Raw genomic sequence first — 14,456 nt, forward strand, 5'->3', positions numbered from 1 at the left:
CGCTAAATAGAATCAAAATTATAAGACTAAAAATGAAGTAGATAAGTACACGCTTTTTATAGTTTTTAGCATTTAAGCGTATCTCTGTGCGTAATTTTTCTAGTTGTTTAGGGCTCGGCCTTTTATGATCTACAAAAGGTTTGTAGGTCGTGAATGTAGTATTAGAACTTCTATTATTAAATTTCGATTTACGTTCTCGTTTGTTGTTTTTAATCGACGTAATCATCGCCGAGACTGCCCCGCCAAAACTCATAAATTTACCTTTAATAATCTTTTAGTATGAATAGGCTCTTATAAGTTACTTGTTTATACATTAATTTATTTCGTAGTTAACTTTTTTACGCGTTTTAAAACGAGAAAGTCCTGAGGATTTGCAGTAAGTCCGGTAACATTTTTGTGTACAAACTTTATAACCTGATCATAGTACAGTGTGACAAATGGGGCCTTTGAAATTAATATTGAGTCCATTTTCTGATATATAACTTTTCGTTTTTCAATATCAGCTATTTTAAAACTCTGTTCATAAAGCCGGTCATACAATGCGTCTTTAAAATGTGTATAATTGGGACCGTTAGGAGTAAAATTTTTACTGTAATATAGAGATAGGTAATTTTCGGCATCAGGATAATCTGCAATCCAACTTGCACGAAATGAATCTAATTTTCCGGTAGATTTGAGTTGTCTAAGTGTAGATGGTGGCATTACATCTATAGTAATTGTTAATCCTAATTTTCCCAGTTCACGTTGAATGTATTCGCATATATCAAGATATTGACTGTTTGTACCTATGGTTATTGAGGGAGCGGGATTACCACTTTCTTTAATATAGGTATTAATTAATTCTCGCGCTTTAGCAGGATTGTATTCATATCCGGGTGTCCCATAACCGGGTAATCCAGTGGGAATAAAGCCGGCATTGGCAGGAGTTCCTATACCATTGCGCAGATATTTAATCATTTTTGAGCGATCAAAGCCATAATTGACGGCCTGTCTTAGGGCTATAGAACGCACCTCTTCTGCGTTACTGGGTAAAAAGAAGCCTAAGTATTCGGTGTTTAAAAACGGACCTGAAATAGTTTTAACTTCATTTTTATACTTTCCCTTAAGTTCACCTGTGGCAGTTAAAAGTTCGTCTTTGTAAGAAGGATCTAAGCTGTTGAGCATATCCAGATTACCTTGCGCAAATTGAAGGAACTCACTTTGTTTATCGGGTAAAAATGTAATTGCTACCGCTTCAAGATAGGGTAGAGGCGTTCCATTTGCATCTGTTTCGAAGTAATTCTCATTTTTTCGAAGTACAAGTTTAACACCTTCTTCCCAGCGTTTAAATTTAAAAGGACCGGTACCTATAGGATTTGATCTAAATTCAGTACCGTAAAATTCTACAATTTCTTTAGGAACTACAGAGCAATATCGCATCGTTAAAAGTCCTATAAATGCCGGAAATTCTTTATCAAGATTTATAACCAGCGTGGTGTCGTTAACGGCTGAATAACTTTTGACATTGTTTAAAACCCAACTGCCGGGAGAGGCAACTTGTGCATCTTTTAAACGGTCAAAACTATAAACGAAATCAGAAGCAACAACTTTACGTGTACTGTCTTTAGTTTTAAATTGAGTATGTTTATGAAATACTACATCATCACGTAGGGTAAACGTATAGGTTTTTGTGTCTTCACTTATCGTCCAGCTTTTAGCAATGTCTGCAACTATATTTAAAGAATCATCTTGTTGAACCAGACCATTAAAAAGTTGATTTGTAGGCCATATAATAGGAGGGTTACGAGCAAATGCCGGGTCTAACGTGGCAACATTATAATGCTCGTTGTATCTAAAAACGTTCAATTCATTCGAAGTGTCTGTTTTAGAATTACACGATGTAAGTAAATAGCAGGTTAAAAGAGCTATGCAAAGATTTTTTAAACTATTAATTTTCAAGTTGAAAACGTGTGATGGGGTACTGGGAACAATCGTGCTTGATATTATATTTTGAGACTTTTGGTAATACTCATTCATAAGTTACTAATCATTCGATAGGGGCTAAAGCTTTAACAATAGAATTATTGTAGTTAACTTTGCACTTTAAACAGGCGCCTTATTTTTCGCTTATGCGAAAGAAAAACAAAAGTAACCAATTGTGAAGAAGATTCTAATGAACGAAGCAGGTAAAAAAGTAGCCTTTTACACTTTAGGTTGTAAGCTTAATTTTTCTGAAACAGCTACAATCTCAAGAAGTTTTAAAAGTGAAGGTTTTAACCGGGTAGATTTTAGCGAGGCAGCAGATATTTATGTTATAAACACCTGTAGTGTTACTGAAAATGCAGATAAGCGATTTAAATCTATTGTAAAGCAGGCTCAGAAAACAAATCCTGATGCCTTTGTTGCAGCTGTAGGTTGTTATGCACAGTTAAAGCCTGAAGAACTTGCAGATGTTGATGGTGTTGATCTGGTTCTTGGTGCTACCGAAAAATTTAAAATCACAGACTATTTAAATGATCTTTCTAAAAATGATATGGGAGAGGTACACAGCTGTGAGATAGAAGATGCTAACTTTTATGTAGGCTCATACTCTGTAGGCGATCGTACGCGTGCTTTTTTAAAAGTTCAGGATGGCTGCGATTATAAATGCACCTATTGTACAATACCTTTGGCTAGAGGCATATCTCGTAGCGATACGTTAGCAAATGTTATCGCTAATGCAAAGGAGATTGCAGCTCAGGGAATTCGAGAAATTGTTCTTACCGGTGTGAATATAGGCGATTATGGTAAGGGTGAGTTTGGGAATAAAAAACACGAACATACCTTTTTAGATCTGGTAAAAGCATTAGACAAAGTAGATGGTATTGAGCGTTTACGCATATCTAGTATAGAGCCTAATCTTTTGAAAAATGAGACGATAAAGCTGGTTTCACAATCCCGTGCATTTGTACCTCATTTTCACATACCCTTGCAAAGTGGTAATAATGAACTTTTAGGTAAAATGAGCAGAAGGTATAAGCGTGAACTTTACGTAGATCGTGTTGCCGAAATTAAAAAATTAATGCCAAATGCTTGCATAGGTGTCGATGTGATTGTTGGCTTTCCCGGTGAGACAGATGAGCATTTTCTAGATACCTATACGTTTTTAAACGAGCTTGATATTTCCTATCTACACGTTTTTACATATTCTGAGCGAGATAACACCAAGGCTGCAGAAATGAGCGGTGCAGTGTCTTTAAAAGTGCGTAAAAAACGGAGTAAAATGTTAAGAGGTCTTTCTGCTAAAAAGCGAAGAGCCTTTTATGAATCGCAGCTTAATACTACTCATAAGGTTTTATTTGAAGGAGAAAACAAACACGGTTATATTAATGGTTTTACTGAAAATTATGTAAAAGTGAAAGCGCCGTGGGATCCTGCATTAGTAAACACCATACATCAAATAGAACTTACTGAAATAGATGAAGACGGATTGGTACGGTTTACCTATCAAAATGAAGATCTATTAACAGCATAAAAAAACCTGCTGTTGAAGCAGGTCTTTAATTTTAATGTCTCAGGGATTAAATGTTAATCCCCACCGGAAGTAATTTTTTATATTTTCTTCGGTTAGATCTCATAAATTTTGCGATCTCAGGACTTGTAGGGACTAAACTAATATTGCGATCTTCAACTTCTTTAAAGACAGTTACGATAAAGTCATTCATTTTATCTTCAGTTCCTTCGGGCATATTAATCTTTGTAAGAAATATTTTTCGATCTTGAAGTGAATATTCAATCTTTGCCATTTTGCCATCAAAGGTTGCTTCAAATTGTCTTAAAAACTCGTTGTCTGTTAATTCAATCGCTGTCATTACATCCATATAAAATTTGTTTTAAGAAATTACGTTTACTCAAGAAAAGAATTTGGGGTATAATGCGAAAAAATATATTTATGTTAACACATTGTTACAAATATACAAAAAAAATGTAGATTTTTTGAAGTTTAATTGTTAAAGCATTAATACTAAGGCGTATGATTCATATCTATTTAATGCCCGGGATGGCAGCAAACCCCAGCATTTTTGAATATATAAAATTACCAGAAAGTGATTATAAATTACATCCACTTACCTGGAAAATTCCTAATGTTAATGACAGTCTTGAAGACTATGCTAAAAAAATGCTTTTAGAAGTAAGGGAGAAAAATCCTGTATTTATAGGTGTGAGTTTTGGTGGTGTTGTGGTTCAGGAAATGGCGAAGTATATCAAGTATAAAAAAGTAATTATTATAAGTAGTGTAAAAAGTAAGACTGAATTACCCAGACGTATGCGATTTTCAAGAGCATTAGGCTTATATCATCTTGCTCCGTTTAAATTAGTACGCAACATAGATACACTTTCTAATTATGCTGTTGGAGATCGTTTAAAGCATAAAGTTGCATTGTACAAGAAGTACTTATCAATTACAAATCCCATTTATCTCAATTGGGCTTTGAAGCAAATGCTGTGCTGGGAACAAACCGAATTCCTAGAGGATTTAGTGCATATTCACGGAACTGAAGATCCGGTTTTTCCGTATAAATATATAGATAAGTGTATACCGGTTAAGGGTGGAACTCACGTTATGATTATCTCAAAATGCAAATGGTTTAACAAAAACCTCCCTAAAATTATCGGTAATTAATCCCTAATTTGCAGGATAACATCAAAACTAATTTTTTATGATTAATATAAAATCAATATTAGCCGGTATAGGCTTAATCGCAACTACAGCAATCTGCGTGCAAGCTGTGCAACAAAACGCTGCAGATCCCGAAAATATTAAGGAAAATTCGATTAACGAAGAAAAACTAGTAAACGATTATAATGTCTATGCGATACCGCTGCCTGATGAGATGGATTTTGCAGGTGAAAAGCTTGCACTAAATGATCCCGACATTAGAGAGCGTATGGATCGAGAACTTCTCGTAAATACTTACTGGCAATCAAACGCGCTTCTTTTAATAAAAAGAGCAAATAAATACTTTCCTATTATCGAACCTATTTTAAAAGAGGAAGGTTTACCAGATGATTTTAAATATCTGGCTGTGATAGAAAGCGGATTGACACAAGCGGTTTCTCCCGCACGGGCTACTGGGTTTTGGCAAATTTTAAGTTCTACCGGTAAAGAATTAGGGCTTGAAGTTAATGATAATGTAGATGAGCGTTATAATGTAGAATTATCTACACGGGCAGCTTGTAAGTATCTTAAATCTGCAAAAAATAATCTGGGATCGTGGACGCTTGCTGCTGCAGGTTACAATGCAGGAAACGCGGGGATTAGTCGCAGACTGAGAGAGCAGGATGTTAATGATTATTATGATTTATTATTGGGGGAGGAAACGGGAAGATATGTTTTTAGAATACTAGCTCTAAAAGAAATTTTATCAGATCCTAAAAAGTACGGTTTAAATTTTACCAAGCAAGATTTATATAATAAAGTTCCTACTTATAAAGTTAAGGTAGATACTCCGGTTACAAATTTTGTCAAGTTTGCACAGGGTTATGGAATAAATTATAAGATATTGAAATTACACAACCCCTGGTTGCGAGAGGACCATCTTAATAACAGTTCTAATAAAGAATATTTTATAGAAATCCCAGAAAAAGGAAGTTATAACTATACTGTAGGGCAATAGTATAGATGCTAAACTAAAATAAAATTTATAAAAAAAAGGAACCTCAGGAGGTTCCTTTTTTTATATAAACAAGTTGGGTTTTAATTTTAAAAAGTAGCTAAAGATTCTGGCAGGTCATTAATATTGATGTTAAGATCAAGATTAATGGTTGCTATTTGCCTAGTTAGAAACCTCATATTTTGATTAATGTTTTCTTCAATACTGGCATTAAACTTATTTGCCGGCCTTCTGTTAATATCTAGAATCTCACCATTGCTGGCTATAACAAATGATAAAGAAAGACCCAAAGCATGTTTTAATAAATTCACAGTTTGCATATGCTTATTTTGAGTTTCATCTACATATACAATCTGTATGTTTTTATCAAATTGTTTTGAAAGCTTCTTTACAGTTGATTTATTATCCCAAAAGAGAACAACAAAATCGACCATAGAACCATAGCGTTCTGCTAACTTATTTAAAACAGGAATTTCACCATCGCTGGGAATACACCAGGAGGCATAAGTAAGTATTAGCGTTGGTCGTTCAATGTCTTGGGTTGAGGTAAGAAATGTATTAATACTCTCAAATTGTAGAGGGTCTATGTAACTACCTTGAAGGTGATCTTTAACCAGTGTATCTAATAATGATTTAGCATAGTCAAATTCTCCACGTTCTAAAGCAGTATCTACTTTCGTGTTGTATGCGTCTATATTAAGAGCTAAAGCTTCAGAAAAAAAGATTTTTTGATCTTCCTGAGCAGACATGTTTAAAATAGATACCAATAAAAGAAAGAGTAGTGTTTTTGCCATGTACTTTCGATATAATGCGAAGTTAGATCTAGTACTAGATATGGCGAAAACTTATCGATAAAAGGATTTGTTTATCGGCTAACAAACGTAAGTATTTGATTGTTAACTAAGAGAAATATGACGATTTGAATTGATAATGACAGTTAGCAATGATAGATTAAGAAGTAGAAATTATCTTCTACTTCCTCTACCGTATTGTTGTTTTGGCATATTAGCAGCCTGTTTCATCTGCTTTTTCATCATCTTGATTTGCTCTCCAAGCATATTGTGCTTGTCTAGCTTCTTAGCTTCGGTTAGAAGAATGTCAGCTTCACGTCTTCGATTTTTTGTCATCGCAATACCGGCAAGATTTATTTTTGCCATAGCCAGGTCAGCATCCATACTAAGACCTAACTGAACTGCTTTTTTGAAGTATTTTTCAGCTTGCGTCATATTTGTTTGTGATAGCATAAGACCATTAAGATAATTGTAATACCCGTTTTGCTTTTGTGTTAAGGCACCTTCCGGATTTTTAATTTTATCAAGCCATTTTTTTGATCCTTCAAAATCTTGTTTACGCAAACGCAGAAAAGCAAGTATTAAGATTTCATTTTTAAAATACAATAGAACAAAAATAGCGGCTAAAAGAATAAGCATAATTCCATTACCTATAGATCTATCTACAAACTGCCAGATTGCTAATCCGATAATAACAACGGCAAGAACTAATTTTATATTTTTATTAAACATATGTTGATTGTATTTTTTTAGGTTTAACCCGCTTTAAATAGTTGAAAAATCTATCAATATAATTGAGCGTGCAAATGTAATAAAAACAATCTGAAAAAATTTAAACTTTACATTTGCCGAAACGGAAAGTGTTTGTATATTTGCGCCCAGCTTTTGAGAAGGTATTTCTTAAAGCATTTAGTATAGAAAAGTTAAAGGAAGATTAAAGAAGATACACAATGAGCAAAAGAACGTTTCAACCTTCAAAAAGAAAAAGAAAAAATAAACACGGTTTCCGCGAGCGTATGGCTAGCGCAAACGGTCGTAAAGTACTTGCTCGTAGAAGAGCTAAGGGTAGAAAAAAACTATCTGTATCTTCTGAGCTAAGACATAAAAGATAAAATGGTGAACTACCGTTAAAATATCAAGGTGTTACTTTTTTAAGTAACACCTTTTTTTATAAATACGCCTACCGTAATTTTATACAAAACTCTTAATCTGAGCTAAAATGCCTAAAAACAACAACCTAAAGTCTATTTTAATTATCGGTTCTGGCCCTATCGTTATAGGCCAGGCATGTGAATTTGATTATTCGGGAACTCAAGCTTTACGTTCATTACGTGAAGATGGTATTGAGACTATTTTGATCAATTCTAACCCAGCAACAATAATGACAGATCCTACAATGGCAGATCACGTCTATTTGTTACCGCTAACTACAAAGTCACTTGTAAAAATTCTTAAAGAACACCCACAAATTGATGCGGTGCTGCCTACAATGGGAGGACAAACAGCATTAAACTTGTGTATAGAGGCTGACGAAAAAGGAATTTGGAAAGATTTTGGTGTTGAATTAATAGGGGTTGACATTGATGCAATAAATATTACTGAAGATCGCGAGAAATTCCGTGAATTGATGTTAAAAATAGGAGTAGGAATGGCTCCACAAGCTACTGCTACTTCATTTTTAAAGGGAAAAGAGATCGCACAGGAATTTGGTTTTCCTTTAGTAATTAGAGCATCTTATACTTTAGGAGGTGCAGGAGCTTCTATTGTTCACAAAGCAGAAGACTTTGATGAACTTTTGAGTAGAGGACTTGAGATATCACCTATTCATGAGGTGATGATAGATAAGGCATTAATAGGCTGGAAAGAGTATGAGTTAGAACTGCTTAGAGATAAGAATGATAATGTAGTTATTATTTGCGCTATTGAGAATATGGATCCTATGGGTATTCATACAGGTGACTCTATTACGGTAGCCCCGGCAATGACATTAAGCGATGTTACCTACCAAAAAATGCGTGATATGGCGATTCATATGATGCGATCTATAGGTGATTTTGCCGGAGGTTGTAACGTGCAGTTTGCAGTAAGCCCTGATGATAATGAAGATATTATTGCGATTGAAATCAATCCGCGAGTATCAAGATCATCTGCACTAGCATCTAAAGCAACCGGTTATCCTATTGCTAAAATAGCTTCTAAGCTTGCTATAGGTTACCATTTAGATGAATTGCAAAATCAAATTACAAAATCTACTTCGGCATTATTTGAGCCAACTTTAGATTATGTGATTGTAAAAATCCCTCGTTGGAACTTTGACAAGTTTGAAGGTAGTGACCGTACTTTAGGTCTGCAGATGAAATCTGTAGGTGAAGTTATGGGTATTGGACGTTCATTTCAAGAAGCACTTCATAAAGCTACACAATCGCTTGAGATTAAGAGAAATGGTTTAGGAGCAGATGGTAAAGGATATAAGAATTACGATACCATTATTGAAAAACTCACAAACGCAAGCTGGGATCGTGTCTTTGTAATCTACGATGCAATTCAAATGGGAATCCCTTTGAGTCGTATTCACGAAATTACAAAAATCGACATGTGGTTTCTAAAGCAGTTTGAAGAGATGGACGCTTTAGAAAAAGAAATAGGTAAATACAATATAGACACGCTATCTAGAGATTTACTTTTAGAGGCAAAACAGAAAGGTTTTGCAGATCGTCAAATTGCACATATGCTTGACTGCCTAGAAAGTCAGGTCACTATGAAGCGTGATGAATTAAAAATAAACCGAGTATATAAGCTCGTAGATACTTGTGCCGCTGAGTTTGTTGCACAGACACCTTATTTTTATTCTACGTTTGAGAATGATATGCAATTAGCCTCTGGCGAGCGATATGCAGATAATGAAAGTAAAGTAACCGAAAAGAAAAAAGTTGTAGTCTTAGGATCTGGACCTAACCGAATAGGACAGGGTATTGAGTTTGACTATTGTTGTGTACACGGTGTGCTCGCAGCTGCAGAATGCGGCTACGAGACTATTATGATAAACTGTAATCCCGAAACGGTTTCTACAGATTTTGATATTGCAGATAAGCTTTATTTTGAACCTGTTTTCTGGGAACATATTTATGATATCATTCGTCACGAGAACCCGGTAGGAGTTATTGTGCAGTTAGGTGGGCAAACAGCTCTTAAATTAGCTGAAAAGTTAGACCGTTATGGAATTAAGATTATCGGTACTAGTTATAAAGCCCTTGATTTAGCTGAAGATCGCGGTAGTTTCTCTAGATTATTAAAAGCAAATGACATTCCTTACCCAGAATTTGATGTTGCAGAAACTGCTGAAGAAGCACTAGCGGTAGCAGATAAATTAGATTTCCCAATTTTGGTAAGACCTTCTTATGTATTAGGAGGACAGGGAATGAAAATTGTAATTAATAAAGACGAATTAGAAGAAACTGTTGTCGACTTACTTCGGAAGATTCCAAATAATAAATTGCTTTTAGATCATTATCTAGATGGTGCAATAGAAGCTGAAGCAGACGCAATTTGTGACGGTGAAAATGTATACATCATAGGTATTATGGAGCATATTGAGCCTTGTGGAATTCACTCTGGAGATTCTAATGCGACATTACCACCTTTTAACTTAGGAGATCTAGTACTTCAGCAGATAAAAGATCATACACATAAAATAGCATTAGCGCTTAATACTGTAGGTTTAATAAACATACAGTTTGCAATTAAAGATGATATGGTATATATCATTGAAGCAAATCCTAGAGCCTCCAGAACGGTACCGTTTATTGCTAAAGCTTACGGTGAGCCTTATGTGAATTATGCGACTAAAGTAATGTTAGGTGAGAAAAAAGTAACCGACTTTAATTTTAATCCAAAATTGGAAGGGTATGCGATTAAGCAACCGGTTTTCTCTTTTAATAAGTTTCATAATGTAAATAAAAAACTAGGACCTGAAATGAAAAGTACAGGTGAAAGTATCTTATTTATAGACAGTCTGAAGGATGATGAGTTCTATGAAATCTATGCTCGAAGAAAAATGTATTTAAGTAGATAAATTTTTTGCAACATTTTAGTGTCGCGAACGTCATTAGTGAAAGATTAGTATAATAATGGCATAATTTTAGTATTTAATTTGTCAAAGTTATTTAACTTTACAATGTCCTCAAACACAGTAATATGGCATGAAATTTACCTGGCTCTACATTTTAGTATTTGTTGTTGTTGCGTCAATAAGTGCGCAGGAAACACATATAATCGATTGGAAATCTGGATCTAAGTCCCTGCAATCTACACTAGAGATTGAAGTAGGAGATACCGTACAATGGGTTTTTGGAGAGACCATTCCTCAAAATTTAATGAATACCTCTTTCGGGACTTCAACAAATTTTGGGCTGCGGAAGCTTCAGGTAAAAGGTAGTATATATGAGTTTGTGTTTGACAAAAAAGGCATCTACACTTTTGAGAGCAGTTTTAAAAAGAGCTTAAAAGGTTCAATCAAGGTTACAGATTCAAAATCGTATTTTTCAAAAGAAAAGGAAGGCTATAAGATTTATCCTAACCCGGTTAAAGACCGTATTTACTTTGAAAATCCTGCAGAATCAGATCCTTTAGAGATAACATTTTACGATGTGCTGGGAAAACAAGTAAAACGTAATTTGCTAAGTTCTTCAATGGCGCAAAGCGGAATGGATGTGAGTGAATTAAAACGTGGTGTATATCTGGTTCAAATAGATAATGGGTCACGATCATTTACACAGAAGCTTGTGAAAAATTAAAACACATAAAATTATATAATAAAAAAGCGAATCTTAATGATTCGCTTTTTTTATGTTTAATACTGAAGCTCTACTTTGTGAGAGTTTTTCAATATTTCAAGATCTTCGTTATTGATTTCTTGTTTCTCTGAAGTCTCTTTTCGATGCGTTTTTTTCATTTCCTGTCTCCTCAGGCTCTTTAAAAATCTTCGTACTTCTTTTTCGGTTTTTAAAACCAAACCTGGAACCGGCATGCTTTCACCTTTATCGTTTTTTGCAACCATTGTAAAATAACTCGAGTTACAATGTTTTATAATGCCGCTATGTATATCTTCAGATTCTACACGTATTCCTACAACCATTGATGTACGCCCCACAAAATTAACCGAAGCCTTCATAACAACCAGTTCGCCCACTTCAATAGGTTTTAAAAAATCTACGGTATCTACAGAAGCAGTTACACAATAATTTCCAGAGTGTTTAGAAGCACAGGCAAATGCAATTTGATCCATTAAGGATAAAATATAGCCACCGTGAATCTTACCGCTAAAATTAGTGTGTGAGGGCAGCATAAGCTCACTTATGGTTACCTGTGATTGTTCAATTCTCTTAAATGTATTCAATAGCAATTTTATATAATGGATTAATTATATTGTTTGGCTTATTTAGATGTAATTTATTGCCTGTTAAAATGTGGCGAGTTTTCTTTTGATATGTCTGTTATAAAATATTTTGTATCTCCCCAAAAGAAGAAAGTAGCATAGCGCTCAACATAAGTGAGCTTTACATAACTTCCTTGATATTCTTTCAGTTTTTCAATAACATCATCTTCGCTTCCCATCACAGAGAAATCAAATATTTGAGCTCCGCTAATCCCTTGACTTATTTGTCCTTCCCAGGTTTTTATAAGTACACCTTTGCTGCTAAATTTAATAAGCTCACCCGCACGAGTACCTTCACTGTATGGGACGGCGTAAATAAAGCTATAAAATAAAACTGCAAATAATGCAATTGCAGCTAAAACTATGAGGAGTAGTTTTTTCATAAAACAAATTCTGTTTAGTATTCAATAAGCTGCAAGATGCAACTCTAGATTTCTTTTTCATAATCTAATTCTTCCTTAGCTCTTTTAACCAGTTTTTGATCAAGTTGCTTAGTAGCCTTAGCTCCTAACGTTTTTAGGTTTTCAACGCGGGTTATAAGATTACCTCTGCCGGTAAGTTTAGTCATAGTTCGCTCATAGGTGGCGTTTACGGTACCTAGTTGATTTCCTATTTTTATGAGCTCGTCTGTGAGTAAGGTGAACGCATCATATAACCTTCCGGCCTGGGTAGCAATTTCTATTGCATTGCGTTTTTGTTTATCATTTTGCCAGAGATTTTCTACCAGTTTTAGTGCCGCTAAAAGAGTTGATGGCGTAACAATAATTACATTTTTTGTAAAAGCATCTTCATAGAGTTGGGGTTCATTTGCAGAAGCAATTGCAAAAGCCGGCTCTATAGGAATAAACATAAAAACGGTATCAGGGCTTTCATCTAAAAGAACGTGATAGTTCTTTGTACTTAACGTATCTATATGCTTTCTAACGGAAAGTATATGTTGTTTAAGATAAGTCGACTTTAAATCTGCATCATCTTCTGAAACGAAACGTTCAAAAGCAACAAGTGATACTTTACTGTCAACAATCATTTTCTTACCATCTGGTAAATGAATGATTACATCTGTTTGCAGACGTTTTCCATCTGTTGTGGTATGGCTATCCTGCAAGGTATATTCTCTTCCTAATTCAAGACCAGACTTTTCAAGAACTCGGGTTAAAATAAGTTCGCCCCAGTTACCCTGTAATTTAGCATCTCCTTTAAGAGCTTTAGTAAGATTGTCTGCGTCTTTACTCATTTGTAAATTGAGTTCGGCAAGACCTTTTATTTGTTGTCTTAATTCACTGTGACGACCTAGACTTTCTTTGTTTGTATCATCAACTTTCTTCTCAAAACTGTTTATTTTTTCCTGAAGTGGTTTTAGAATAAGATCTAGATTTTCTTTATTCTGAATGGTGAATTTAGAAGATTTCTCATCCAGTATTTTATTGGCTACAATTTCAAAATCTTTAGTAAATTTAATTTGCAGCTGCTCTAATTCTGAAGTTTTTTCTTCAATACGTTGCTGTAAATTCTCAAAAGCAACTGTTGTACTTGTAAGTTCGTTTTGTAAAAACTCCTTCTTTTGTTGTAAATGTGCGTTTGATTGTTTTAAGTCGATATTGGTTTGCATAGCAGTATTTAACTGCTCTGCTTTTAGATTGAGGCGTTCATTTAATTTACCAGTCTCCGTTTTGTTTTTGAGAGATGCGATAAAATAACCTAATACAGCACCAACGACGATACAGACTAGAGCAACTCCAAGAAGTAGTAGGCTTTCATTCATTAGATTTACTTTGTTTCAAAGATAAGTATTAGGCTCTTCTCTTACCGAATAAAAAACCGTTGTGATTGCATATCAAAACCTATTTTATCATCGGGAAACAGGTTTTCAAATATTCCCGATTTTATTAATCGTTTCGGTGTGTTGATATGACTTTTTCCTTCTTTTAATACAATCATTTTATCACAAAGCGAAAGCACCAATTCAATATCGTGGGTAGTACATAAGATGGTTTTATTCTTAGTATGCGCAATTTTTTTCAGCAATAAAAAGATGGAGGCTTTGTGATGTAAATCAAGATGCGTTGTAGGTTCATCTAATAAAATTATATCTGTATCCTGAGCAAGGGCCCGAGCTATAAGCGCGCGTTGCAATTGGCCGTCACTTAGTTCAAAACAACTTGTATTCTTAAATTGTCCTAGCTCTGTAGCTTCAATTGCATCAAGAATGTGTGTTTTATCAGCTTTAGAAAGTGATCCCAGCCAGTTTGTATACGGTTGTCTGCCTAATGTTACCAATTCAAGAACCGTTAGGTTTTTAGAAATTTGTTGGTTAGTCAATACCAGACTTAAAAGTTTAGATTTTAATAGTGCAGGGTAGGAGTCTAAAGTTTTGTTATCAAGATAAACATTCCCAGAAAGGGGTTTTTGAAGCCCTGCAAGCGTACGCAACAGTGTTGATTTACCTGAGCCGTTTATACCCACCATTGCTGTAAAATCTCCTTTAAAAAGATCAAGAGTTACCTCACTAACAATTGTTTTATTTTCTGCTTTAACGCAATAGCCCACAGATAGATTTTCACAACTCAGATTTGTATGTTTTTGAGAAACTTCCATATT

14 protein-coding genes are annotated in these 14,456 nt (G+C 34.6%); 6 read left to right on the top strand and 8 right to left on the bottom strand.

Going from position 1 to position 14,456, the window contains the following annotated elements; translation table 11 throughout:
- Nucleotides 1-318: 318 nt before the first annotated feature.
- Nucleotides 319-2,016 carry an ABC transporter substrate-binding protein gene (locus P164_RS02215; RefSeq protein ID WP_081817299.1) on the bottom strand — a complete coding sequence of 566 codons (1,698 nt, stop codon included), beginning with the start codon at nt 2,014-2,016 and terminating at the stop codon, nt 319-321.
- 136 nt (nt 2,017-2,152) lie between these two features.
- Between P164_RS02215 and mtaB the strand changes: the two genes are divergently transcribed.
- A complete protein-coding gene (gene mtaB, locus P164_RS02220) occupies nt 2,153-3,493 on the top strand; it encodes a tRNA (N(6)-L-threonylcarbamoyladenosine(37)-C(2))-methylthiotransferase MtaB (RefSeq protein WP_028374851.1) in 1,341 nt (446 codons plus the stop codon).
- Between the two features lie 46 nt (nt 3,494-3,539).
- Here the strand turns inward: mtaB and P164_RS02225 are convergent, their stop codons facing one another.
- On the bottom strand, nt 3,540-3,839 hold the full coding sequence (locus tag P164_RS02225; RefSeq protein WP_081817300.1) for a GNAT family N-acetyltransferase: 300 nt from the start codon (nt 3,837-3,839) through the stop codon (nt 3,540-3,542).
- A 152-nt stretch (nt 3,840-3,991) separates the two neighbouring features.
- Between P164_RS02225 and P164_RS02230 the strand changes: the two genes are divergently transcribed.
- Together P164_RS02230 and P164_RS02235 are read left to right on the top strand one after the other, a co-directional pair.
- Nucleotides 3,992-4,642, top strand: coding sequence for an alpha/beta hydrolase (locus P164_RS02230; protein ID WP_035899304.1), 651 nt, complete (start codon nt 3,992-3,994; stop codon nt 4,640-4,642).
- A gap of 37 nt (nt 4,643-4,679) precedes the next feature.
- The gene (locus P164_RS02235) at nt 4,680-5,636 is read left to right on the top strand and encodes a lytic transglycosylase domain-containing protein (RefSeq protein ID WP_028374854.1); all 957 of its coding nucleotides are present in this window, start codon (nt 4,680-4,682) and stop codon (nt 5,634-5,636) included.
- Nucleotides 5,637-5,722: 86 nt separating this feature from the next.
- Here the strand turns inward: P164_RS02235 and P164_RS02240 are convergent, their stop codons facing one another.
- Nucleotides 5,723-6,427: a TlpA family protein disulfide reductase gene (locus tag P164_RS02240; protein ID WP_125411735.1), complete on the bottom strand. Its 705-nt coding sequence runs from the start codon at nt 6,425-6,427 to the stop codon at nt 5,723-5,725.
- 171 nt (nt 6,428-6,598) lie between these two features.
- On the bottom strand, nt 6,599-7,156 hold the full coding sequence (locus tag P164_RS02245; RefSeq protein ID WP_028374855.1) for a hypothetical protein: 558 nt from the start codon (nt 7,154-7,156) through the stop codon (nt 6,599-6,601).
- A 218-nt stretch (nt 7,157-7,374) separates the two neighbouring features.
- Between P164_RS02245 and rpmH the strand changes: the two genes are divergently transcribed.
- From rpmH to P164_RS02260, 3 genes are all read left to right on the top strand, one after another.
- Nucleotides 7,375-7,536: a 50S ribosomal protein L34 gene (gene rpmH, locus P164_RS02250; protein WP_028374856.1), complete on the top strand. Its 162-nt coding sequence runs from the start codon at nt 7,375-7,377 to the stop codon at nt 7,534-7,536.
- 107 nt (nt 7,537-7,643) lie between these two features.
- Complete coding sequence (carB, locus tag P164_RS02255; RefSeq protein ID WP_028374857.1) at nt 7,644-10,496, top strand: carbamoyl-phosphate synthase large subunit; 2,853 nt, start codon at nt 7,644-7,646, stop codon at nt 10,494-10,496.
- A gap of 127 nt (nt 10,497-10,623) precedes the next feature.
- Nucleotides 10,624-11,217 carry a T9SS type A sorting domain-containing protein gene (locus tag P164_RS02260; RefSeq protein WP_028374858.1) on the top strand — a complete coding sequence of 198 codons (594 nt, stop codon included), beginning with the start codon at nt 10,624-10,626 and terminating at the stop codon, nt 11,215-11,217.
- 56 nt (nt 11,218-11,273) lie between these two features.
- On the opposite strand, the gene P164_RS02265 is transcribed toward P164_RS02260, so the two are convergent.
- The 4 genes from P164_RS02265 to P164_RS02280 all read right to left on the bottom strand — a co-directional run bounded on the left by P164_RS02265 (nt 11,274) and on the right by P164_RS02280 (nt 14,453).
- Complete coding sequence (locus P164_RS02265) at nt 11,274-11,768, bottom strand: acyl-CoA thioesterase (protein WP_051621276.1); 495 nt, start codon at nt 11,766-11,768, stop codon at nt 11,274-11,276.
- A gap of 104 nt (nt 11,769-11,872) precedes the next feature.
- Nucleotides 11,873-12,241 (bottom strand): hypothetical protein, encoded by a 369-nt coding sequence (locus P164_RS02270; protein WP_028374860.1) that lies wholly within the window; start codon nt 12,239-12,241, stop codon nt 11,873-11,875.
- A gap of 44 nt (nt 12,242-12,285) precedes the next feature.
- Nucleotides 12,286-13,620: a DNA recombination protein RmuC gene (locus P164_RS02275; protein WP_028374861.1), complete on the bottom strand. Its 1,335-nt coding sequence runs from the start codon at nt 13,618-13,620 to the stop codon at nt 12,286-12,288.
- A gap of 41 nt (nt 13,621-13,661) precedes the next feature.
- A complete protein-coding gene (locus tag P164_RS02280; protein ID WP_028374862.1) occupies nt 13,662-14,453 on the bottom strand; it encodes an ABC transporter ATP-binding protein in 792 nt (263 codons plus the stop codon).
- Between the last annotated feature and the right edge of the window lie 3 nt (nt 14,454-14,456).

It is taken from the genome of Leeuwenhoekiella sp. MAR_2009_132 (genome assembly GCF_000687915.1).
Lineage (GTDB): Bacteria > Bacteroidota > Bacteroidia > Flavobacteriales > Flavobacteriaceae > Leeuwenhoekiella.